The sequence below is a fragment of the Acidobacterium capsulatum ATCC 51196 genome (assembly GCF_000022565.1).
Classification (GTDB): domain Bacteria; phylum Acidobacteriota; class Terriglobia; order Terriglobales; family Acidobacteriaceae; genus Acidobacterium; species Acidobacterium capsulatum.
Window position 1 is genome coordinate 928,888 of sequence record NC_012483.1, and the last position, 23,720, is coordinate 952,607.

Annotated in this window: 20 protein-coding genes; 2 read left to right on the forward strand and 18 right to left on the reverse strand. The window is 64.8% G+C overall.

All coding sequences use genetic code 11. From position 1 onward, the window contains the following. Window positions 1-481 precede the first annotated feature (481 nt). Window positions 482-880 (forward strand): DUF6677 family protein, encoded by a 399-nt coding sequence (locus ACP_RS03880; RefSeq protein WP_015895978.1) that lies wholly within the window; start codon window positions 482-484, stop codon window positions 878-880. Continuing rightward, window positions 880-1,056 carry a hypothetical protein gene (locus ACP_RS18250; RefSeq protein ID WP_015895979.1) on the forward strand — a complete coding sequence of 59 codons (177 nt, stop codon included), beginning with the start codon at window positions 880-882 and terminating at the stop codon, window positions 1,054-1,056. Before ACP_RS03880 ends, ACP_RS18250 begins: the two co-directional genes overlap by 1 nt. A 213-nt stretch (window positions 1,057-1,269) precedes the next feature. Here the strand turns inward: ACP_RS18250 and hpnE are convergent, their stop codons facing one another. The 18 genes from hpnE to ACP_RS03965 form a co-directional block, all read right to left on the reverse strand. Continuing rightward, on the reverse strand, window positions 1,270-2,694 hold the full coding sequence (hpnE, locus tag ACP_RS03885) for a hydroxysqualene dehydroxylase HpnE (RefSeq protein WP_041839254.1): 1,425 nt from the start codon (window positions 2,692-2,694) through the stop codon (window positions 1,270-1,272). A gap of 22 nt (window positions 2,695-2,716) precedes the next feature. Continuing rightward, the gene (locus ACP_RS03890) at window positions 2,717-3,634 is read right to left on the reverse strand and encodes a phytoene/squalene synthase family protein (RefSeq protein WP_015895981.1); all 918 of its coding nucleotides are present in this window, start codon (window positions 3,632-3,634) and stop codon (window positions 2,717-2,719) included. Further along, a complete protein-coding gene (hpnC, locus tag ACP_RS03895) occupies window positions 3,631-4,569 on the reverse strand; it encodes a squalene synthase HpnC (protein ID WP_015895982.1) in 939 nt (312 codons plus the stop codon). The genes ACP_RS03890 and hpnC overlap by 4 nt, the downstream gene beginning before the upstream one ends. A gap of 48 nt (window positions 4,570-4,617) precedes the next feature. Beyond that, window positions 4,618-5,691, reverse strand: coding sequence for an alcohol dehydrogenase catalytic domain-containing protein (locus ACP_RS03900; RefSeq protein WP_015895983.1), 1,074 nt, complete (start codon window positions 5,689-5,691; stop codon window positions 4,618-4,620). Beyond that, window positions 5,688-6,809, reverse strand: coding sequence for a zinc-dependent dehydrogenase (locus tag ACP_RS03905; protein ID WP_015895984.1), 1,122 nt, complete (start codon window positions 6,807-6,809; stop codon window positions 5,688-5,690). Before ACP_RS03905 ends, ACP_RS03900 begins: the two co-directional genes overlap by 4 nt. A 122-nt stretch (window positions 6,810-6,931) precedes the next feature. After that, window positions 6,932-7,639: a 5'-methylthioadenosine/S-adenosylhomocysteine nucleosidase family protein gene (locus tag ACP_RS03910; RefSeq protein WP_015895985.1), complete on the reverse strand. Its 708-nt coding sequence runs from the start codon at window positions 7,637-7,639 to the stop codon at window positions 6,932-6,934. Window positions 7,640-7,663: 24 nt separating this feature from the next. Then, window positions 7,664-8,665: a hopanoid-associated sugar epimerase gene (gene hpnA, locus ACP_RS03915; RefSeq protein WP_015895986.1), complete on the reverse strand. Its 1,002-nt coding sequence runs from the start codon at window positions 8,663-8,665 to the stop codon at window positions 7,664-7,666. Next, on the reverse strand, window positions 8,662-9,537 hold the full coding sequence (gene hemQ, locus ACP_RS03920) for a hydrogen peroxide-dependent heme synthase (protein ID WP_238525642.1): 876 nt from the start codon (window positions 9,535-9,537) through the stop codon (window positions 8,662-8,664). Before hemQ ends, hpnA begins: the two co-directional genes overlap by 4 nt. 497 nt (window positions 9,538-10,034) lie before the next feature. Further along, entirely contained in the window at window positions 10,035-11,825 is a 1,791-nt protein-coding gene (locus tag ACP_RS03925) for an AMP-dependent synthetase/ligase (protein WP_041839255.1), read from the reverse strand. 507 nt (window positions 11,826-12,332) lie between these two features. Next, window positions 12,333-13,187 carry a hypothetical protein gene (locus tag ACP_RS18005; protein WP_148215015.1) on the reverse strand — a complete coding sequence of 285 codons (855 nt, stop codon included), beginning with the start codon at window positions 13,185-13,187 and terminating at the stop codon, window positions 12,333-12,335. Window positions 13,188-13,703: 516 nt separating this feature from the next. Continuing rightward, entirely contained in the window at window positions 13,704-15,035 is a 1,332-nt protein-coding gene (locus ACP_RS03930; RefSeq protein WP_148215016.1) for a lipopolysaccharide biosynthesis protein, read from the reverse strand. Further along, complete coding sequence (locus tag ACP_RS03935; protein ID WP_015895991.1) at window positions 15,025-16,212, reverse strand: glycosyltransferase; 1,188 nt, start codon at window positions 16,210-16,212, stop codon at window positions 15,025-15,027. Before ACP_RS03935 ends, ACP_RS03930 begins: the two co-directional genes overlap by 11 nt. Next, window positions 16,184-17,620 (reverse strand): O-antigen ligase family protein, encoded by a 1,437-nt coding sequence (locus tag ACP_RS03940; RefSeq protein WP_015895992.1) that lies wholly within the window; start codon window positions 17,618-17,620, stop codon window positions 16,184-16,186. Before ACP_RS03940 ends, ACP_RS03935 begins: the two co-directional genes overlap by 29 nt. Then, window positions 17,607-18,521 (reverse strand): polysaccharide biosynthesis/export family protein, encoded by a 915-nt coding sequence (locus tag ACP_RS03945; protein WP_015895993.1) that lies wholly within the window; start codon window positions 18,519-18,521, stop codon window positions 17,607-17,609. Before ACP_RS03945 ends, ACP_RS03940 begins: the two co-directional genes overlap by 14 nt. Beyond that, on the reverse strand, window positions 18,505-20,877 hold the full coding sequence (locus ACP_RS03950; RefSeq protein WP_041839259.1) for a GumC family protein: 2,373 nt from the start codon (window positions 20,875-20,877) through the stop codon (window positions 18,505-18,507). The genes ACP_RS03945 and ACP_RS03950 overlap by 17 nt, the downstream gene beginning before the upstream one ends. Continuing rightward, window positions 20,874-21,860 (reverse strand): GHMP family kinase ATP-binding protein, encoded by a 987-nt coding sequence (locus tag ACP_RS03955; RefSeq protein WP_015895995.1) that lies wholly within the window; start codon window positions 21,858-21,860, stop codon window positions 20,874-20,876. Before ACP_RS03955 ends, ACP_RS03950 begins: the two co-directional genes overlap by 4 nt. Next, window positions 21,857-22,606, reverse strand: coding sequence for a sugar phosphate nucleotidyltransferase (locus tag ACP_RS03960; protein WP_015895996.1), 750 nt, complete (start codon window positions 22,604-22,606; stop codon window positions 21,857-21,859). Before ACP_RS03960 ends, ACP_RS03955 begins: the two co-directional genes overlap by 4 nt. Beyond that, window positions 22,584-23,561, reverse strand: a complete 978-nt coding sequence (locus ACP_RS03965) for an NAD-dependent epimerase/dehydratase family protein (protein WP_015895997.1) — start codon at window positions 23,559-23,561, stop codon at window positions 22,584-22,586. The genes ACP_RS03960 and ACP_RS03965 overlap by 23 nt, the downstream gene beginning before the upstream one ends. Between the last annotated feature and the right edge of the window lie 159 nt (window positions 23,562-23,720).

Here is a 23,720-nt window from a genome sequence, read left to right on the forward strand (position 1 = left end):
TCAGTTGCCAGTCCTCAGTGGTTGGTTAGCGATTGCCTATGGTTTGTGGTTCCAGGCTCCCCGGGCGTCATTCTGAGCGAACCTGGGTCCCCGGCGTGCGCAGCAAGCTGGGGTGGGAGCGAAGAATTCCGGCGAGGCGTCGGTGGCCACCGCTGCCGTAGGTTTCTCCCACCATGCCCGATCGAACATCATGGGAGAAACTCCGAGCCGCATCTGTCTCTGAAACATCGCCGGGATTCTTCACCGCTGCGCGGTTCAGAATGACGCATCAGGGAGGGGCGAGGCAGAGCGTAGCTCCCGGCGGCTAGATGCCGCAGGCTGGTCCCTGGCAAGGGACGACTCTCGCCTCGCAACCGACCACTGACAACTGAAGACTGACAACTGGGGACTGAGGACTGGGGACTGACAACTGACCGCCTCACCCCTGGCCGCTTCACCCCTGTCGGCTCCACCACTGCCTCTCCGTGTATATTCAGTAGAGATGCCTGCCAAAGCGAATCCATCTGAGCCGAAGCAAGGGTTTCGTTACCTCGCATTGCTTGCCGGTTGGCTCATCCCCGGCGCGGGACACCTGATCACGGGCCGCTGGGTGCGTGCGCTGCTGCTCTTTGTCTCCATCACGGCCATGTTTGGCCTGGGGCTCGCCATGCTGGGGCATCTCTACCTGCCGAACACCGGCAATCCGCTCGACATTCTGGGCTTCGTCGGCGACCTGGGCAACGGCCTGCTCTACTTTGGGGCGCGGCTGCTCGGCGCGGGCACCACGGCAACCACCGTGATCAGTGAGGACTACGGCACCAAGTTCATCGTTGTGGCCGGCCTGCTCAACTTCATCGCCGCCGTCGATGCGCACAACCTGCAGATCGGGAGGAAGCAGTAATGGCGATGACCCATTTCAATGCCGTGCTGCTCTTCGCTACCTTTGCGTCGGTGGTCTTCGCCATCACGCAGCGCTCCACGCCCAAGGCGATGCTGCGCTACGGCATCTATTGCTGGCTCTGGTTTGTGCTCTCGGTGATCGTGATCGCCTGGGTGCTGCACTGGATTCATCCGTAAACCAGCGAGTCAGCGCGCCTTGCGGCGCAAGCAAGTCAGCAAGTCAGCCACAAATTCCTTCCGCCATTTGTCATCACGAGCGAAGCACAGCACGCGTAGTCGAGAGATCTGCGGTTTCCGTCTATGCCCGGAAAATCTTGCTTCCACCAACACGATGGCTGGCTTGCTGGCTCGCTGACTTGCTGACCGGCTAACTCGCTGACTTGCTGCCCCTCACGCCGGCGTCAGCTTCATCAGTCCGCCATGCGGCAGGTCTTCCACGCGAATCCTGCGCCGCGCGCCAAAGATCGCAGTCACGGCCTCGGCGGCCTGGTAGCCGCTGCGCACGGCGCCTTCCATGGTTGCGGGCCATCCGGTCGCGGTCCAGTCTCCGGCGAGCACCATGCGCGGCCACGGGCTCTCCGCGCCGGGCCGCACGGCGTCGAGCCCCGGTCGCACCGAATACGTGGCCCGCACTTCTTTCACCACCGCAGCCTTCACCAGCGTGGCCTCGCGCATGGCAGGAAAGAACCGCCCCAGCTCGGCCACGGCCAGATCCACAATCTCCTGCCGCTGCATGGGCACCAGCGCGCGCGAGGCGCTCACGACCAGCTCGATGTAGTGCTCGCCGCTCGCCCTGTGTTCCGGCTGCAGCGCCGATTTGTTGAAGAGCCACTGCACCGGCGAATCCAGCAGCACCGCATGCTCGAGCGGCGTGATTTCGCGGTCAAACCACAGATGAATGCCCGTGATGGGAGAGTGCTCAAAGGCCGCCAGTTTCGCGCCCAGCGTCTCTTTGCCCGGAGCGTCGGGCATCTGCGGCAGCAGCCTGGCCATGCCCTCAAAGGGCAGCGCCAGCACCACGGCATCGGCGTCAAAGGTCTCGTCCGCGCTCAGCACGCGCCAACGGTTTTCTGTTCCGCTGCAGGCAATGCTCTCCACGCTGGTGCGCAGCCGCACCTCGCCGCCGCGCGCCGTGATGTAGTCGATGGCATGCCCATACAGCTCGCTCAGCGGAATCGACGGAATCCCCATCTCCCCGGCGCGCGCCGACGACAGAAACGACTCGCGAAAAACCTTCGCCGCGTAATGCACCGAGATGCGCTCGGGGTCTTCATTGAGCGCGCTCACCAGCACCGGCTTCCAGAAGCGTTCAATCGCCCCATGCGTCTGCCCATGCCGCGTGAGCCACGCGCCAAAGTTCTCGCCGGAATCCGGCGGCAAGCCCCACACAAACGCCAGCAGCCCGCGCGCAATCGCAATTTTGTCGGCCACGGTAAAGCACTTCGCCGCCAGAAACGACAGCGAGCTATGCATCGGCGCAGGCAGCCCCGTGGAGCGCAGCACGCTCTCGCGGCCGCCCGGCTCCACAAAGGTGAACTGGTTGTACCAGCGAATCGCATTGGGCACGCCCAGCCGCGCATACAAATCAATGAGGTTGGTGCAGCGGCCAATCAGCACATGCTGGCAGTTGTCGATCACCTCACCGGTGCCCGGATGCTCATACGATGACGCGCGGCCACCCACGTAGGGCCGCCGCTCCAGCAGTTGCACGCGATAACCGGCGTCGGACAGCGCGCACGCCGCCGAGAGTCCGGCCAGGCCGCCGCCCACCACCACCACGTTCTTCTGCATTGGATTGGTCATCGATTCTGCCATCGCCGCGCTCACTGCGCCATCCTCACCGGCCCGCTCCGCGCAGGCGGTTCCACAGCACGCCTGCCAGCCCGCGCGACAGAATCACCAGCTTCAGCGGAGTGCTTACGCTGATTCTTTCAGAGAAGACGTCATACTGCCGCGCCTCAATCTGCTCAAGCAGGCGATGATAAATCCCGATCAACACGCCCAGCGCCGGTCTTGCATCGGGCGAAATCAGCGGCAGCAGCGCATAGCCCGAGCGGTAATACTGCTGCGCGCGCGCGGCTTCTTTCTGGAGCAGAGCGCGCTGCCCGGCCGTGAGCTGCCGCCCGTCTTTGAGCGCGGCCAGTTCCTCCGCTGTGACGCCCGCCGCAGCCATGTCTTCCTGCGGCAGATAGATGCGCCCGCGCTCCACATCCTCACGCACGTCGCGCAGAATGTTGGTCAACTGAAAGGCGATGCCCGTCTCCTCGGCCAGCTTTTCGGCGCGCGGGTCGGTGTAGCCAAAGATGCGAATGCAGACCAGCCCCACCACCGAAGCTACGTAGTAGCAGTAGCGGTAGAGGTCCTCAAAGGTGGCGTAGGTATCAAATGCTGCCGCGCCTTCTTCGCGATAGAGGTCCATCGCCGTGCCCTGCACCAGTTGGTCCAGCAGTTCGGTCGTGATGCCGAAACGCTGCTGCGCGTCGGTCAACGCAAGGAACACGGGGTCTTCGCCCGGCGCTCCGGCGGCGGCGCTGTGCCAGGCATCGAGCCACGCCTGCATCTTTTCGCGGCGCGCGGCCAGCGGCAGGCTCTCATCGTCTGAGAGGTCATCGGCGTGCCGCATGAAGGCATACACCGCGCAAATGGCATTGCGCTTGGCCTCGGGCAACGCCACAAAGGAGTAGTAAAAGTTCTTGGCCTCACGGCGGGCGATCTCTCGACAGATCCGGTAAGCCTCGCTCACCCGTGGCGTCACGCAGACCGTCCCAGCAGCTTGGCGCTCAGCGCGCTCAGCAGCAGCAGCAGCTTGCGCGACCTGGGAATCGACGGCCGCGCCCGCAGCACGTCATAGCCCTGCGCCTCAATGGCGCGCAATATCTCAAGCCCGCCGCGCGTGAACAAATCCAGATCCAGCGCCAGCTCCGCATCCACCATACCGGTCAGCGGCTCACCCTTGCCAAACAGCTTGTGCGCGTAGCCGACCTCATAGCGCAGCAGTTCGCGAAACTCCGGCGTCGCCTCACCGGCGGCAATCATCGCCTCGGTGACGCCATAGCGCTCCATGTCGTCCTGCGGCAGATAGATGCGGCCCTTCTTGTAGTCCACGGCCACGTCCTGCCAGAAGTTTGCCAACTGCAGCGCCGTGCAGGTGTAGTCAGAGAGCGCAAAGCGTTCTTCATCGCGATACCCGCAGGTGTAGAGCACCAGCCGTCCGACAGGGTTTGCCGAGTAGCGGCAGTAGCCATGAATCTCTTCCATCGTGCGAAAGCGCGTCACCGTCTGGTCTTGCCGAAAGGCGACCAGCAGATCGGCAAACGGCTCTTTGGGAATCTCGCACGCGCGCACCGTCTCGGCCAGCGCTACAAACACCGGGTGCCGCGCCTCGCCGCGATAGCAGGCGTCCAGTTGCTCGCCCCACAAATCCAGCAGAGCCAGCGACTGCTCCGCGTTGCCTACCTCATCGCCCAGATCGTCAGAGATGCGGCAGTAGGCGTAAATGCTGTGAAAGTGTGGCCGCAGACGCTTCGGCAAAAACCATGAAGCGACGTGAAAGTTCTCGTAGTGCGACTCGGTCAGGCGGCGGCAATAGGCGCGCGCCTCGGCGAGCGTCGGCGTCTCGGCGGGCATGCGATACTCGGGCGGCAGCGCCGCCCATCCCCGCTCCATCAGCTCGGCTCGCGTTGTCTCCATCGTGTCCACAGGCATAGTCTCCGGCATGTTGGGGGGCCAGTCCGGCTCCTACGGCAATATCGCCGTCTTGATTTCCTGCGTGCGCGACATCAGGCGGCGAAACACATCATTCAAGTCCTCCAGCCGCGCGCGGCCCGTGATGTACTCCGCGCTCTGGAACTTGCCCTCGGTCACCAGCGCAAAGGCCTTGCGCGCCGCATCGGGTGTGTGATGAAAGCTCGCCTTGAGCGTGATGTCGTTGTAGTGCAGCCGGTTGGTGTCAAGCGCCACGCGCGTGCCCGCCGCCGGACCACCAAAGAAATTCACCAGTCCGCCCGCGCGCACCATGTCCACGGCCCACTCCCAGGTGTCGGGAACGGCCACGGCCTCAATCGCAATGTCCACGCCGCGCGCGTCTGGCGTCAGCGCACGCACCGCCGCTACCGGATCGCTGGTCTTCGTGGTCTGCACCACCTCGGCCGCGCCAAACAGCCGCGCCAGCCGCACCTGCTCATCGTGCTTGACCACGGCAATCACGCGATACCCGGCAATTTGCGCGACGTTCATAAACATCAGGCCGATCGGCCCCGCGCCAATCACCGCCACCGTGTCGCCCGGCCGGGTCTCGAGCGCCGACTCGCACTCATCGAGGCCGCGCACCACGCAGGCCAGCGGCTCGGTCAGCGCCGCATGCTCATAGGCCACGCCGTCGGGAATCCGCAGCGTGTTCTTCTCCACAATGCGCGCCGGCACGCGAATGTACTCGGCATAAGCGCCGTTGTTGAAGAGCAGATCGTCGCATAGGTTCGGCTGGTTGCGCTCGCAGTGAAAACACACGCCGCAGGGCGCAGAGTTCAGCGCCACCACGCGGTCACCCTCGCTGAAGCGGCGCACGCCATCGCCCACCGCCGTCACCACGCCCGCGAACTCATGCCCAAACAGCGCAGGAGGCGTGAGCATCTTGGCATGGTAGCCGCGCTTGTACACCTTCAGATCGGTGCCGCAGGTCAGCGCCGCCTTGATCTCCACCACAATTTCGCCCGGGCCCGGCTCCGGCACGGCGACGTGCTCAATGCGCACATCCTGCTGCCCATAGAGCACCGCCGCGGTCATCACCCGCGTCGCATTCTGTACTGTGCTCATGCCTGCTCGCCCGGTTGAATGAAAATCTTCATTGACCCCGCGCTAGGATGCGAAGCCACCTCGATTGCCTCCACCGCCTGCTCCAGCCCGAAGCGATGCGAAATCAGTTGCGTCAAATCAAACCCGTTGCGGTAGCCGTCAAAGACCACCTGCGCGCCCTCGTCCTGAATCTCCACCGAGGCGCTGTACGAGCCCACCAGCGACTTCTCATCCATGCACACCGCCGCCGGATCGATCACCGCATCTCCATGCTGCGTCTGCGCAAAGAGCAGCACCCGCCCGCCGGGCCGCGCCGCATCCATCGCCGTCTTGATGAGCGCATTGCCGCCCACCGCCAGAATCACGGCATCCGCGCCGCGCCCGTCGCTGGCCGCATGCGCTGCCGCCACCACATCCTGCTTGCCCGCATCAATCGGATGCTTGAGGCCAAACTTTGCCGCCGTCGCATGCCGCTCGGCATAGAGATCAGAGGTCAGCACCTTCGCGCCCGAGCGCGCCGCCAGCGCCGCCAGAATAATCCCGATTGGCCCCTGCCCTATCACCAGCACGGTTTCATCCGCCGCCAGGTCAAGATTCTTGATGGCCTTCAGGCAGGTATTCACCGGCTCCACAAATGCGGCCTGCTCAAACGGCACGCCGTCGGGAATCTTCACCAGGCCGCGCTTCACAATCCAGTCCATCACGCGCACATACTCGGCAAAGCCGCCGCCCGAAGGCTCAAAGCCCGCCGTGCAACCCACCTTTTTATAGACCGGGCACTGCGCAAAGGTCCTTTTGCGGCAGTAGTAGCACTCCCCGCAAGGAATGTGATGAAAGACCATCACGCGGTCGCCCACGGCAAAGCCTTCGACACCCTCGCCCACGGCCACAATTGTGCCGCTGGTCTCATGCCCAAAAATGCGCGGCGCGGAGTGCGAGCCCGTATGAATCTTCTTGAGATCAGTGCCGCAGATGCCGCACGAGTGTACCCGGATCAGCACCTCCCCGGCCGCAACCTGCGGCACAGGAACACTTTCCACGCGCACGTCATTTACTCCGCGATAGACCGCGGCGCGCATGGTCGCGGAGATCGGCGCAGCCCCACCTGCGACATCCTGCCTGGGGAGAGTCGTAGCCATATTCCTGTATAGGTTACCGCGATCTGCCGCGTTCTGCTCGGAGGGGGTGGCATGCGGCGTCAGTAGTGGCCAGTTGTGAGGGATGAAGCGGCCACTGGGGGCTAATAACTGGGGACTAGCAACTAGCGCGCAAGCGCTCCCACCATCTCCCGCACCCGCACGGCCAGATTCTCCGCCGCCTGACTGCTGTGCGCGCCCATCCGCGCCAGATTCCGCCAGTAGCCGGGCCGCACCGCCACATGCGCCAGAAAGGCCGGCATCCGCAACTGGCCCTGCTTTGAGATGAACCGGCTGAAGTCCGGCAGACGGTCCGTCGCGCCGTCCGAGATGCCCTTGCAGCACCGGAACTTGACGCCGCGCTCCCGCGCCAGCCGCGCCACCGTCGCAGCCTCCATGTCTACCATCACGGCCTGCCAACGCGCGGCAAGCTGACGCTTCTCTTCCACGCCCGCCACATGATCGAGCGTCACCAGCCGGATGCCGTTGGCCTGCTCCATTCCATGCGGCTCCGCCTCAAACCGCTCGCCCGTCTGCGCGTCGATCACCTCGGCGGCGGCCCAGGCATCCGGCGGCTTCGCGCCGCAGCTCAGTGACCCGGCCCAGCCCACGGAAAAAAGCATCTCGATCGGCGCCTCCGGATCAGCCGCCGCAAACACCTTGCGGCAGGCGCGCCGCGCGGCCTCATGGCCCATGCCGTCCGCCGCGGCCACACAGGCCCGCCCGTGGATCATGCCCGTCCACACACTCGGCTCGATCTTCTTCCAGCCGGCCACCAGCGGCTTCAGCTCCGCCGGCAGCGCCGCGATGATGCCTATGCTCCCCACGCTCATGGAGTTCTCCGGCTCCCCATCCGCTTACGCCAGCGGCGCATACCCATGCGCCCGGAACCACGCAATCGCCTCGCGCAGCGCCTCATACACCGGCACCACCCGAAAGCCCAGCTCCCGCTGCGCCTTGGCCGAGGAGGCAAACATCTTCTTCCGCCCCATCCGTACCGACTCGACCGTCGCGCGCGGCTCCCGGCCCAGCAGCTTGCCCTGAATGGTCTCGTCAAAGAACGCAAAGGCCATCGCCACGCCGTGCGAAACCTTCATCGTTGGAGACGGCAGCCCGGTGATGGCCGACATCTTGTCCAGAATCTGCTTGAGCGTCAGGTTTTCGCCGCCCAGGATGTACCGCTCGCCCGGCCTGCCCACTGCCGGATCAAGCGCCGCCACATGCGTCCGCGCCACTTCCTTGACGTCCACCAGGTTCAGCCCCGTGTCCATGTAGGCCGGGAATTTCCGGTTCAGAAAATCCACCACAATGCGCCCTGTGGGCGTCGGCTTGATGTCGCCCGGGCCAATCGGCGTCGTGGGATTCAGCACGATCACCGCCTGCCCCGCCGCGGCCGCCTCCAGCGCAACCTGCTCGGCCAGAAACTTCGACCGCTTGTAGTGCCCCACCATGTCGTCCACGCTCACCGGCGTGGCCTCGTCCACAATGGTGCCATCTTCGCGAAAGGCCATCGTGGCCACGCTCGACGTATAGACGCAGCGCCCCACACCCTCTTCGCGCGCCATCTGCAACAGCGCGCGCGTGCCCTCCACATTGGCCGCATACATCTGTTTGGGGTCGCGTACCCACAGCCGGTAATCCGCCGCCACATGCAGCAGCGCCTCGCAGCCGCGCACCGCCGTCCGCAGTGACTCCGGCTCCATGAGGTCGCCGGTCACCGTTTCGGCATTCAGCCCTTCCAGATTGGCCAGGTTGCTCGTCTTGCGCACCAGCAGGCGCAGGCTGGCTCCCTGCGCCGCCAGTTCTTTTGCCACATGGCTGCCGACGAAGCCCGTCGCGCCGGTCACCAGCACCTTCACCGCGTGCCGCCCTCGAGCGCGAGCCACTGCCCCAGCTCCTGCGAAGGCAGCCGCACGCTGATGTAAAACGGGCCAAACTCCGCATACAGCGCGCTGGCCTCGTCAAAGCGCATCTCGTAGATCAGCTTTTTGAAGACCTTGGGATCATCGGCAAACAGATCGACTCCCCACTCCCAGTCATCAAAGCCGATCGAGCCGCTGATGATCTGCCGGACGGAGTCCGCATAGCGGCGGCCAATCATGCCGTGGTCATGCATCATGCGCTGGCGCTCGGCCATCGACTGCGTGTACCAGTTCACTTCCTCGCCGCGCCGCCGGTCCATGGGATAAAAGCACAGGTACTTGCCCTCGGGGATGCGCGGAAACAGCCGCACGCCCATCGCCTCGGCCTGCCGCGCCACCACCTCGGCCACGCGCTGGTTCCACACCTCGGTGTGCGGCTCAATGCCCTCCATCGCGAGTTGCGCATAGGTCTTCGCCGAGGACTCATACAGCCCCAGCTCCACCACCGACACATACGACTCGCTCGGCTCCAGGTAATCGCTCAGCTCCAGCTTTGCGAGATCGCGCTCCAGCCGGGCCAGCTCTTCCATGCTGTCGCGAAAATGCACAAACAGCAGATCGCCCTTGTGCCCAAGCTGCGCAAACACGGCACTCTGGTTCGGATGACCCTCCGCCGCGCCAGCCTCCAGCGGCCCAAGAAACGCCTGCGCTTCGGCAACCATCCGCTGCCGGTCGCCCGCCTCCAGCGCCCGCCACGCCGGCCAGTCAAAGCGAAACATCTGATGCAGCACACACGAACCATCCAGCGTCAGCGGAGCCGGATGCAGGTCGGCAGACATCTCCCGATCAGAAACCATCATTCGAGTCATAGGTGAACGATCTCCCTGCATCAGTCTATCGGCAACCGGGGCAGCGGTCAGTAGTCAGGGCTGAAGCGGTCAGCAGCCAGGGCAAAAGCGGCCAGGGGTGAGGCGGCCAGTAGCCAGCGGCCAGTCCTCAGTGACCAGTCCCCAGTTGTCAGTCCACAGTTGTCAGTCTTCAGTTGTCAGTCTTCAGTGGCCAGCGCTCTTCCGTTTCCCGCGTCGTCCTTCACAGGCGTCATTCTGAGCCGCAACGCGACGAAGAATCCCGGCGATGCATCGAGCACGGATGCAGTCCGGAGTTTCTCCCATGATCTCGATCGGGCAGGGTGAGAGAAACAACAACCGGCATCTCGCCGGGACCACCAGCAGCCGCGAACTAGATACTGGAGACTGACCACTGGGAACTGACCGCTGGCCGCTTCACCCCTGACCGCTCTTTGCCTGGCCGCTTTATCCCCATCGGCTGACCCGCTGACTCGCTGACTCGCTGACTCGCTAACTCGCTAACTCGCTGGCTTCGAAACCGCCTCATCCGCATAAAACGCCGCAATCTCGGCTGCGTACTTCTCATTGATCACGCGCCGCTTCAGCTTCAGGCTTGGCGTCAGCTCGCCGGTTTCGAGCGCCCACTCCTCGGCCACCAGACGGAAGCGCTTCACCGTCTCAAAGTTCGCCAGCGTCTGGTTCACCTCATCCACCAGCGCCTGGTACACGGCCACAATCGTGGGGTGCCGCACCAGCTCCGCCCGCGGCCCCACCGGAATCCCCTGCTGCGCCGCAAAGCTCTCAAGCGCCGCAAAGTTCGGCGAAATCAGCGCCGAGGCAAACTTGTGCCGGTCGCCCACCAGCGCCGCCTGCGCCACCAGCAGATGTGCCTTCAGCTTGTTCTCAATCGGCTGCGGAGCGATCAGCTTGCCCCCCGACGTCTTCAGCAGCTCCTTCTTGCGGTCGGTCACATACAGAAATCCGTCTTCGTCCAGCCGCGTGATGTCGCCCGTTCGGAACCATCCCTCCGCGTCAAACGACCCGGCCGTTTCCTCCGGTTTCTGCCAATAACCCGGAAACACATTCGGACCCTTCACCAGCAGCTCGCCATCCTCGGCCACACGGCATTGCACATTCGGCAGCGGCCTGCCCACCGAGCCCATCCGGTAGGCCACCGGAGTGTTCAACGCCAGCACCGGCGAGGTCTCCGTCAATCCGTAACCTTCAAGGATACGAATCCCCACCGACGCAAACCACCCCGCCGTCTCCAGCCCCAGCGGAGCGCCGCCCGCAATCGCAAACCGCACCCGCCCGCCAAAGGCCCCGCGAATCTTCGCATAGATGAGCCGGTCGGCCAGCTTCCACGCCGAGGCCCGCGGCGTCTTGCCGGCGGCAATCTCGGCCATGTGCCCGCGGCCCGTCGCCAGAGCCCACTTCAGCAGACGGCGCTTCACCGGTGACAGCGAAGCCTTCTGCTCCACCGCCTGGCGAATCTTTTCATACACACGCGGCACCGCCACAAAAATCGAGGGCCGCACCTCGGTCATCGCCTGCGGCAGCCGGTCAAATTGCGGACAATACGCAATCGACACATGCTGCGCATACAGCGCATAGTCCAGATGCCGGGCCGTGATGTGCGAGAGCGGCAAAAATGAAATGCACGAGTCCGTCGGCAAAAAGCCAAACTCCGCCGTCGAATAATTCACGTTGCTCGCCACATTGCCATGCGTGAGCATCACGCCCTTCGGCTCGCCCGTCGTGCCCGAGGTGTAGATGATGGTCGCCAGATCCTCCGGCGCAACTTCCTTCGCCGCCAGCTCAAACTCCAGATCGCGCTCGCCCGCCGACGCGCGCCCCATCAGCGACGAGAACAGCGTCGCCCCCGGCGCGGCCACGTCATCCATCACCACAATGCGTTCCAGTTGCGTGCGCCCGCGCACGGCGGCAATCTTTTCATACTGCGCCGCCGACGAAACAAAGATCACCCGCGCGCCCGAGTCCGCCAGCAGCGCCGCAATCTGCTCGCCCAGCAGCGTGGGATAAATCGGCACATCCACCGCGCCCACCGCCAGCGCGGCAAAGTCGGCGACGGCCCACTCCCAGCGATTCTCCGCCAGCAGCGCCACCCGGTCACCCTTGCCGATGCCCCACGCCCGCAGACTGCGCGCCACGGCCAGCACCCGCCGGTACACCTCGGCTGAAGAAACCGGCTGCCAGCCACTCGCCTCCGCATGCACGCGCATGCACTCCGGCCGCTCACTCGCCACGGCCGTGAAGAATATATCGTTGATAGTTTTCAGGTTGAGCACAGCGGACTTCAGCCTATCCAACGCAAGCCCCATCCGCAATCCCCTTGGCCAAAGCGGGTGCCCCGTCCAAGCTCCGCTTGGGCGGGACCGCGATGCCAGCCGGACACCCCGACATCCCACCCCTTTGTCATCCCGGCCAAACGAAGTGAGCGGAGGGACCTGCATTCCCTCTCCAACAACTCCTGATTGCGCCCGGGTGCCCCGGGTCCATCCGTTCGGACCCGGGAGCGCCCCCCTGCCGTAGCGATTGTCTTTCCCGCAACACCCCTCACGCCCACGTCATTCTGAGGCCGAAGGCCGAAGAATCCCGGCGACGACTCAGCAACCATCCCCGCCCCAGTTCTCTCCGGTTCGCTCTTTGTCTCTCTCTTCGTCCTGACTATCCTGTCTCAGAAATAATCGAGATCGATATCTCACAAGAATGAGGTAATACCGAGTAAATCAAGCAATGCCGGAGCCCTACTTGAAGGCTATCGGCTCTTGAAAAACTCAACTATCCTCATTCCGTCAGATCGGATCAGTCAGGTGAACCACATCATCGTAAGGACTCAATGTGCCCGATGCAGGTGGCCAAATGCTACCTTCCTGAGGCGGGAATGGCGCCTCCCTCACAAGAGGGACATGTCGTTTGGGCTGATTCTTGATCGAGACATTAAAGTCTTCATCTATGAGGCTAGGAGCAGTTGTCGACAGCGACAAGGCGGGCGAAAGAATCAGACGCCATTCGCGGTCATCGCGAAATTCATGGCGCTTGAAGGACGCTATGATCGTCAGCAAGCACTGCCCAATATCTCTTCGTGGGGTTGACGCCATCCAGCCCCGAGGATCATGTTCTTCTGAACCAACAGAGTGCTTCACTAGAAGAATTGAGGCTCCTCTTAAGAATCCCTCGATGGCTTGCCGCTGGTCATTTTCACAATAATTGACAGGATTGAATCGGCGATCAAATTTTGAATGTTTAGGCACGAGCGGCAGAGGACCACTGGACTGTCTATTGAAGCGAAAACGTACTGATCCGTACCTTTGTAGATGAAAGGACGATGCTTCGTCTTCACAGAAGCATGTGATGAATAACATGAAGCGACGACTCCGCATGTAGTCACATAGTCCAGAGAGCACATCTTGCACGAAAACACTGCGTTCCTTATTGAGCAGTTTCATCACAACTTCTTCAACCAGAGTTATGCCATGACACAACTCCGTCTTATCGCTCTGCTCTGTTAAACATGTTGCCCATAGGGTTCTAGTGGCCATGATTTTCTCGGCGGACTCTTTGCTGGTGTAATGACAGAAGACTTGAGGTTGAGGCCCTTTCAAAATTGATGCTGCGATCTGACCTGTCAAGCCGGAGAGGTCTCTCACAAACTCCCAATTTTTCAACCCGAACGTCATATAAACCGCAGTCTATAGCCACAACGACCTCAGAGAGCGTCAGAGAGCCCATGGCAAATCGGCGGGGCGCTCCGTATCACCAGTCCCCGTGCCGGTAATTCCCCCCCCAATTCGCTACACTGTAAATAAGGAATCAAAAAAGCCCACGGAGGCAGGCGCTCGCGCCTGCCTCCTGTCATTTGCGGGGCCAAATCCATCCCGAACCGAGACTAATCCGCGTTGATTCTAAAGGACTTGCGAGCCTAATGTCCCGCAACCCAAGCAGAATCAATCACTTCCAGGACGTTAATGGAAGTTTTTTTTCAAACCCACGCCATCCCAAAACGGAACGCCACCGAACATCCCCCAGCCGCAAAGCCCAACATCTCACTCCGAACGGGAAACGGACGACGGCCAACAGTCACTGGGGGGCCTGCCTACGGACCACCGGCAACTGAGGATTGAGGACCGGCCACTGACCACTGGGAACTGGCCACCGGCAACGGATCACTGACAACTGGGGACTGAGGACTGGGGACTGACCACTGACAACTGCCTCCGCCGCCCTGCCCAGTGCCGCCAGATCGCATAACTCATCGCCGCCAGCGCCGCATCGGTGGCGAGGCTTGCCCACGCGGCCCCCCGCCACGACCACACCGGAATCAGCCACGCGCACAGCCCCAGATTCAGCCCCGCCGCCGCCGCCTGCGCCGCCGTGCGCCGCCACTGCGAAGTCGAGGCCGTCACCGCTGTCCCCCAGGTGTAGTGCAGCAGCCGCAGCACCGGCAGCAGGCACAGCCAGCGCAGCGCCTCCACCGCGCCCGCAAAGGACGCCCCCAACGCCACCGGCAGCACCGGAGCCACCAGAAACAGCAGCACCGAGACGAGCACCGTGGCGGGCAACGCGCGCCCGAGCAGACGGCGCATCAGCGCCTCGATCTCGCATACCGCCTCAGCCCTGCCGCCGGCTTCGCTTCCGCCGCGCCCGCCCGCCCGAAAAAACCGCGGCGTCGCCGCCGTGAAGAGGCTATAGATGGGCATGGTCGCCGCATCCACCACGCGGTACGCCGCCCCATAAATGCCCGCCGCCGGCATCTGCCCGGCACTCACCAGCAGCGTCTTGTCCAGATCGTTATAGGCGGAAATCGACGAGCTCGACACCGCGAAGCTCAGCCCCTCACTCAAGTCCCCGCCTCGCACGCGCCCCAGGCGCGGCCATCCCAGCTTCCACGTCAGCAGCACCAGCGCCAGCAGGGCCGCCGCCGCGCTCGCCGTCCAGTACATCGCCACCCAGCCCCCGGCCGTCGCCGCCACGCGCCCCGTCTCCACCAGCCGGAAGAACACCGCCGCCACGGCCGCGCGCGCCGCGCTCATCCCTGCCGGAAGCACCGCCGCCCAGCGCATTTGCCGCGTGGCCTGCAGGGCGCGGCTGGCCACCTGCAGCAGCCGCCCAAACAGCCCATCGGCCAGCGCCACATAGGGCAGCAGAGGCCACAACGCGCGCGCGAAAATCAGATGCCCCAGCGTCACGGCCAGCAACAGCAGCACCGCCGCGCCCGCCACAGTCACCTCAAGCGCGCGCCCCCAGCTCACGGCAAATTGGCGCGGCTCGCGGCTCACCTCGCGCAGCAGCAGCATCTCCATGCCGAGGCCGCTGAACTGGCTGCCCACGCTCACCAGCGCCACCACGCCCACAAACGCGCCATACTGCGCGCTGCCGAGCGCCCGGCCAATCAGCACAAAGTAGGCGGCCTGCAGCAGCGCCGCGCCACCCTGGCCGCCCATCATCCAGAGCGCGTCGTGCCTGAGAGATTGCGGCTTCAATGACTCACGCGCCAAGGCCCGCACTCCCCTCCGGATCGACCCGCTCCATCCTTCCCGCGCTCCCCTGCTGAATCCACGCGTCGTACCCCGCCTCCAGACGCTCCGTCTGCACCGCCAAATTCAGATGCCGCTCCACATGACGCCGCGCCTCCTCACCCATCTGCCGTGCCCGCGCCGGGTCGCGCAACACGCGCAGCAGCGCCTCAGCCAGCGCCTCTTCGTCGCCCGCCTCGGCCAGCCACCCGTTTACGCCGTCTTCCATCGCCTCTTCGGCGCCCGAGCCGTCAAAGGCCACCACCGGCAGCCCGCGCTCCATCGCTTCCGGAACCACCGTGGGCAGTCCCTCGCAATCGCCGTTGGCCGCGCGCACGCTGGGCACCGCGAGCACGGTGGCCGTCTCCATCACGCGCCGCACCACGGCATGTGGAGCCGCGCCGGCAAAGGTGCAGCGGCGCAACCGTTCGCGGGCCTGCGCCTCGAGCGCGCCCCGCAGCGGCCCGTCGCCCATCACCGTGAGCCGCGCGCCCGGATGCCGCTTCTCCACCCGCTCCATCGCGGCCAGCAGCTTCGCGCAGCCCTTCTTCTCCACCAGACGGCCTACAAACAGCACATGCGCGCGCTCCCGCTGCGTGGCCGCAGGCGAAAGCCACGCCTGCACCGGCACGCCGGTGCGGTGCACCCACAGCTTCTCCTCAGGAAAACCCCGCGCCACGGCCACGCGCCGCAGATGCTCTGAGACGCACACAAACGCCGCCGCGGCGCGCCACAGCTCCTCGCGCCGCCGCAAATAGATGCGCCCCAGCGCCGTGCGCGCGTGCGCCGCATCGCTCAATCCAGCGTCATAGCCATGCAGTGTCACCACCAGCGGAAGCCCCAATCTGCGCGCCACCGGCAAAAAGGCGCACGCATCCGTGGCAAAGTGCGCATGCAGCAGATCAGGCTGCCACGCCGCCAGCTTCGCCTCAAACGCAGGAGCGCTCCCGGTCCATCCATGCGCCAGCCGCGCCGCGCGGCCCGTCCAATTGCCGCAGGCGTCGAGCACGGCCACCGTTCCCGGCAGCTCTGCCAAGCACGGCACCCGCTTCAGCCCCGCAAACCCGGCACGATAACGCCGCAGCGCCGCGGCCTGCGCGGCCACAAACGTCTCGCTGGGCGGCAGCAGCTCAGCGCGCAGGTAGAGCACTCGGCGCATACGCCGCCCTCGCTTTCGCGCGCCCGCGCAGCCGTGCCGGAATCCTCTGCCGCAGCCCGCCCGGCTCCAGTTGCACCATCGCCATCACCAGAACGGTCCAGAAAATGCCGTTCGGAATCAGCACCGTATTCTCATCGAGCCCATACAGGCCCACCACCAGCAGCAGGCTCACGGGCCACAGCAGGTCGCGCATCTGGACGTGTGGAAGTCTCCGGCTTTGCTGCCGCGCCAGCCGCTGCCCCACGCACAGCCACGCGCGCCCATAAGCCAGCAGGAACAGCCCAAGCCCGATCGCCCCGGTCTGCAGCCACAGATCGAGATACCCGTTGTGCGCGTGAAACACCAGAAAATGCACGGCCGAAGATACATCAAACGATGGCCCCGTCCATCCCCGCCAGAAAGCCGCATAGCCCCAGCCAAGCCACGGCTTCCGCATCACAAACGGCCACACTGCCTGCCAGATTTCCGTGCGCCCCGAGAGCGTGGCGTTGCGGCCCATCCACTCCATCAGCCGCGTGCGCCCGGCATACAGCAACGCGAGCGAAGCCACGCCCGCCACGCCGGCCGCCAGCAGCGCGCCCGCGCGTGTACGGTGCTCCGCGTGGCGCAGCACCGCAAACAATACCGTCACGGCCAGCAGCACGGCCTCCAGAACCCACGCGCCGCGCGAGCCGCTCAGTCCGAGCACCCCAAAAAAGAGCACCGCGCTCGCCGCCACAACCAGGCCGCGCCGCCGCATCGCCAGCACTACCGCCGTGGCCAGCACCATCATGCGGCCGCAGGCATTCTTCTGCGTGAAGACGCCCTTCCAGTCATGCAGATGCCCCGCCGAGCGATCGAGCCCCACCGCCGGAAACGCCACCGCCGCCACGACCGAGCCCAAGGCCAGCAGCACCAGCACCCACCAGAAGATGCGTAACTGTTTCTGTGGCGAATACCGCACCGCCAGATACAGCCCAAAGCCCGCCGCCAGCGCAAACTCCGCACCGCGCCGCATCGTCAGCGAGCGATCCATCGACCAGACCACCGTCGCCAGCACCCACACCGTCAGCAGCAGCGCAAATTGCATCCGGGGCAGCACCGCCAGCAGCCGCCGGTGCCACTTGAGTAGCAGCAGCAGAATCGCGCCATACACCAGCGCCTGCGCCGCCATGCCGCCCACGCGCATCAGCGGCGTCGCCGCGGCCACATTCGCCGCCAGCGCCTGCGCGGGAGCAATCCCCGGCACCGCACCCTGCACGGCAAAGAACATCAGCGCCAGTACGCTCGCGGACTCTTCCAGCGGCAGCCGGAAGGGCCGATGCCACACATCGCGCCTGTGCGGATTTCGCAGGCTGCGCGCCCGGCTCACCCGCATTTCGCGGCCTGGCCCTGGGCCGGGTAGAGGGTTGCGCTCAAGGCCGGGCATAGATCAGCGCAGCGCTTGCCGAGGCCAGAATGCCAGCCCCGCCCAGCATGATGTTCTTCCGCGCGCTGAAGGGCACAAACAGCACATCGTCGGCCTTCAGCTCCATATCCGGCTTGTCGCCGCGCTCCATCGCGCGCAGCGGAATCGGCTCCTCTTTATACCCTGTCTCTGTCTTGCGCAGCAGACGCGCATGCCGGTCGGCCGCCGTCTTGTTCGCGCCCGCGGCCAGCGCCAGCGCCTCAAGCACCGTCAGCCGCGAATTGTCCTGCATCACATACCCACCCGGATGCCCCACATCGCCCAACACATACACAATGCCTGCCTTCGGCACCAGAATGCGGTCGCCGGGTTCCACGCTCACGTCGGCCTTCAGCTCATCGGCGGAGTTATTCGGCAGAAAGATGTGAATCTGCTCGCCCCACGGACCGCCACGCTCAATCGTGATGTGGCGGTCGGCCTCCTTGGTCAGCCCGCCCGCCATGGCCAGCACGTCGAGCAGGCTGCGCGAGGTGGTGATGATGACCGTGCCCGGGTGCGCCACTTCGCCCAGCACCGCCACCGTCTGCGTAGCGAACTGCTCAATCGTCACTGAGACCTGCGGATGCTTCAGAAAATCGCCCTTCTCATAGGCCTTTGCAATGCTGGCCGCCGCCTGCACCGAAGACTCATCGCTCACCGGCACCGCGCCCACCAGCGGCAGCGTCACGTCGCCGGAGTCGAGCACGCGCACATGCTGCGTCAGCTCCGGCTCGCGCAGCACCGTCACCTCCAGCAGATCGCCCGGCCCAATGCGCAGGCTCTCCGGCGGCAACGCGCGGCGCAACAGCTTCGGCGGCGATTGCGCACCGCTCACGCTGGCCATCAGAAGCCACAGCAGAACTCCGCTAACACGCCATCGCATACGCACGCCCCCTTGCGGCTTCCGCGCCATTCAGCACCACGCCCACCGCGCCCTCGCGTGGCATCTGCTGCTCCAGTTGCGTGAGCGACTGCACCGCGTCATCTCGGTGCGTGTGCCCTTCGCGCAGCACCAGCAGCGCCGCGTCCGCCTGCTGCGCCAGCGCCGCGCCATCGGCCACCGGCAAGTACGCCGGCCCATCGAGCACGATGTAGTCGTAATCCAGCCGCCACATGCGCATCAGTTCTTTCATGCGCACAGACTCCAGCAGCTCCGCCGGATACTGCGGCAGCGCTCCGCGCGGTAGAAATGCCAGATTAGGCAGCGCATCATCGCGAAAGATGCTCTCCTTCAAATCCGTGCGGCTCACCGCCTCGAGCTCGCCACTCAGGCCACGCACCCCGTCGGGCAGATGCATCTCCTGCCCCGCGCTGCGAAAGTCCGCCTCCACCAGCAGCACGCGCGACTTCTGCCACGCAAACGCCCGCGCCAGTTGCGCCGCGACCGTCGATTTGCCCTCGCCGCCCGCCGGGCCCGTCACCAGAATCACCTGCGCGCGCCGCCCACTGTGCCGCGTCTGCACCGCCGTGCGCAACAGCCGGAAAGGCTCGCTCAGCCCCGCGCTTTCCGCCGCCGGAACCGGCAGCGTCGGCGCATTCTCCGCCACGGCATGCACCTCCACCATGCCCGGCAGCGCGCCAGCACGCGCGCCTGTCTTCGACAGCCAGCGCGCGCGCCACTCTTCGAGCATCTCCCGCCAGCGTGGCCCCGCCCCAGCGGCCCGTGGAATCACCCCCAGCAGCGGCTCACCCAGCAGCTTCTCCGTCTCGCATCTGCCATACAGGCGGCGATCCGTCAGCTCGCTCCATGCCATCGCGAGCAGGCCCACGAGCAGACCTCCGGCCAGCGCGATGGCCTCGTCTTTTTTGAAGTTCGGGCTCGCCGGATGCTCCAGCGGCGGCACGCGCCCCGGATTCACCACATGCATATTCGTCGAGGCCAGCCCTTCCAGAATGCCCGCCTCTTTCAGCTTGGCCAGCAGCCCTTCATAAAGGTTGCGGCTGGTGTCAGCCTCCTGCTTGGCCAGCGCATAGGCCACGGCCTTGTCATTCAACTGGTTCACCAGCGCCTTCTGCTGGTCAAAGTCCGCCTGCGCGCTCGCCTCGGTACGCGCCGCAATCAGGTAGTCGGTCTTGGCGCGCTCGCCCAGCCGGTGGACCTCCTGCGCAATCGAGGCCTTCACTGAGGCCAGCTCCGAGTTCAGCTCCGCCATCTCAGGAAAGCGCGCGCCGTAGCGGTCATTGTCGAGCGCAATCTGCGCCTGCACCTTGGCCTCTTGCGCGCGCAGCGTCTGTATCAGTGCCAGCGAATTCTGCACGCCCGTCGATTGCGCCGCATTGCCGCCCAGATCTGAGATCATCTCCGGGTCGCCGCCCTCGGCCGTGCGATAAATCGCCTGCTTCAGAATGCGGTCGGCCTCATCCGCCGCCAGCGTCTGGTTCAGCGCGCTCAGCCGCGCCAGCATGATGTTGTTCTGCTCGTCATCGCCAAACATGCCGGTCTCGCGCTGCAGTTGCAGCGCCCGCGCCTGCAGCGCCTCGGTCTGCGTCTTCAGCTCGGCAAGCTGGCCGCCCAGCCAGCGCGTGGCCTGCGCCGTCTCGCTGGACCGCGCCTCGAATCCATAGTTCATCAGCGCCTGCATCAACGCGTTCGCCACCGCCGCCGCGCGCGCGGGGCTCTCATCGCGGTACGTCACCTCGATCAGCCGCGAGCCGCCCACCGCGCTCACCGCCAGATGCTGATGGAAGATCTTCAGCGCCACATAGCGCCGGTTCGGCGCGTCGGCCAGCGGCACGCTCAACGGCTCCAGAGGATGCCGCCAGAACGTCACCCATCCGGGCAGATGCCATCCCCCCGGCTTGTGCCCAAAATAGCCGGGGGTCTGCTCCAGCCCCAGTTGCTCGATCACGCGCAGCGCCAGCGTGTCCGACTTGAGAATGTCCACCTGCGTCTCAAGCATCACGTGTGACTCGAGCGCGTCCTGCGCATCGCTCGCCTGCGCGCCCATCACACTGCTCTCCAGCCCGAAGCTGTCGCCGCGATTCTGCTCCAGTTCCACCGTTCCTGTGGACGCAAACTGCGGCGTCTTCACCGCGCAATACAGCGCTGCCAGCAACACGCAGGCCGCGCAAATGCCCACCAGCAGCGGCCATCGCCGCCGCCACACCGCTGCGACTCCCGCCAGCGTCCATCCTTCAGCGCCCGGCACTTCCGCGGTCCAATCGGGCACGCGCCGCTGCGGCGGAATCTCCTGCTTCTCCCGCGCCGTCCGCGCCGCATCCATCCCGTCAAAATTCACTGGTTCCTCAACAACACAACCGATCCGTCAAAATCGAATTGAAAGTCCATCTCCGCCAGGCCGCGCCGCGCCATCACGTCCCGCAGCCGTTTGCGGTCGCGGGTCTGAAACAGAAAAAATCCGCTGCTGCCCGCGCCCACCAGCTTGCCGCCGCTGGCGCCGCCCTCGCGCCGCGCGGCCTCATACAGTTCATCAATCCCCGCATTCGTCATTCCTGCCGAGCGCCCGCGCTTGCGCAGCCAGTGCTCATGCAGCAGCGGGCCAAACTCCTCCACGCGCCCGCTCTCAAGCACCCGCTCAATTTCGCGCCCCAGCGACTTGGTGAAGTGCAGGCTCTCAAGCATGCTCGCGTCGTTCTGCTCGCAGCGATGTTTCTGGTCCTGCAGCAGCGCGGCGGCGCTGCGCGTGCGCCCCAGAAAGAACAGCATCAGCGAATCCCGCAACTCCTTCAGCGCCGCCTCTTCCATCGCCAGCGGACGCACCGCCACCGAATCATCCTCGCGATACTCCTGGCACAGCAGCCCACCATAGGCGGCGATGTACTGGTCCTGCTTGCCGACCGGCTCGGCCAGCCGCTGCATCTCCACCTCGATGGCCTCGCGCGCCAGCGTCTCGGCCGTCACGGGCCGCCGCTTGTAGGCATAGAGCGCGTGCGTGAGTCCCACCGTGAAGCTCGCCGACGAGCCCAGCCCCGTGCCCGCCGGAACATCGGCCACACTCACCACCTCCAGCGGCTTTTCCATCGCATGCAGCGTGAGCACCTCACGCAAAAGCGGGTGCCGGATCTGCTCGCGCTCCTCGACATGCTCCATCTCGGAGTACTTCAGAAAATAGCCGGGCAGAAAGCTGCGGTTCACCGAGATATAGACGTACTTGTTGATCGCCGCCGAGATCACAAACCCGCCAAACTCGCGGTAATACGAGGGCAGGTCGCTGCCTCCACCCCCAATAGAAATCCGCAGCGGAGTGCGCGTCATGATCATGCCCGGGCTCCCGGCCGCGCCATCGCACGGCGGTTCAGCAGCGCCTCGGTTTCATGCAATCCTTCAAACGAGCCAATCTCATAAAACCGCTGCTGCACCTCGTGGCATGCCAGCTCTCCGCGCGCAATGAGTTCGTCAAATATCAGCCGCAAGTCAAAGACCCGCCCGTCTGGAATCCCCTGAAACGCCTCGGCGCGGAAGACCGAAAGCCCATAGTCAATGTGCGTCAGCCCCGCACGCTGGCTGCCTTTCTCATAGCGCAGCACGCGGCCTCCGCCCGTTTCCACATTGCTCGCGTCCCAGCGGTTCTCATTGCGAAAGACCGTCATCAGCCCCGCGCAGCTCTGCGACTGAAAGTCCCGCCACACCGGCGCAAGCGGCGCCGTCAGCAGGCTGTCGCCATACATCACCAGAAATGCCTCGCCCAGCAGCGGCAGCGCCCGGCGAATCGCGCCACCCGTGCCCAGCGCGCGCTCGCCATCGTCGGAGTAGCGCAGCGCCACGCCAAAGGCCTCGCCATCGCCCGCGTATTCACGAATCTGGCTGGCCAGATGGCCCGAGCACAGCACCACATCGCGCACGCCCTGGCCGGCGAGCCAGCGCAGTTGATGCGCCAGAAAAGGCTCGCCCGCCACCGGCATCAGCGACTTCGGCACCGTCTGCGTCAACGGATAAAGCCGCGTCGCCCGCCCACCGGCGAGCAGCGCCAGCGGCGGCATGGCCTCAGAACCAGAAACTGCGCTCATCGGCCAGCAACTCCGTCATCGCCCGCATCATCGCCTCGCGGCTCGAATACACCGGCTCCCAACCCAGCGCCCGCACGCGGTCGGTGCGCAGACGCACCACCGGAACATCGCCCTTCCATCCGCGATCGCCTCCCGTGTACTCCACCCGCGTGTCGTCTTCATTGCGTTGCAGGCAGCGAATCGCCATCGACGCAATCTCATCGACGGTCAGCGCGTCCGGGGTGGCCACATTAAACACATGAAAACCGTCCATCACATGCGCCTCGGCGCGCAGCATGGCGTGCGTTACATCCGAAACGTGAATGTACGGCTTGCTCTGCCGCCCGTTGCCCAGCACGCGCAACCGGCCCGGCTCCAGCCGCAGCCGCCGCAAAAACTCAAGCCCCACGCCATGCGTCTGGCGCGCGCCCACCACGTTGCCAAAGCGAAACGCACACGCCGTCATGCCAAACATCGCGCAATAGCTGGCAATCAGCGCCTCACCCGCGAGCTTGCTTGCGCCATAGGTCGAGATCGGCAAAAAAGGGCCGGCATATTCATCCAATGCCTCTTCACCGCGCTCGCCATACACACCGCTGCCTGAGGCATACAGCAGCCGCGTCACGCCCGCCTGCCGCATCGCTTCGAGCACCTGATGCGTCAGCATCGTGCCCTGGTAAAAGTCGATGCTCGGCTCCGTCGCTGCTTTCGCAATGTCAGGGTTCGAAGCCAGGTGAACCACCACGTCATGCCCGCGCATGGCTTCCCTGAGCGGCTCCAGCTCGGCCACATCGCCCATCTTCAGGCGCAGCCGCGCATCGTGCTTCCACACTTCCAGATGCCAGCGCCTGCCCGAGGAAAGGTTGTCATACACCGTCACCTGCGCGGCCTGGCCCTCCATCAGCCGCGTCACTACATGGCTGCCAATGAATCCTGCTCCACCGACGATAAAAAATTTTCGCCCTGCCGCGGACATATGCCACCAGCTCGCTTCGTTGTCCCACTGCCTGTACTGCATAACTTTGAGGAGAATTGTGCTGAAGCTAACACCCACACCAACGCGCAACAAATTACTTGCGTCACATTGTCCTTACTTAGAAGCCGGAGTAAGTTCGTCCTAACTTAATCCCCCGCA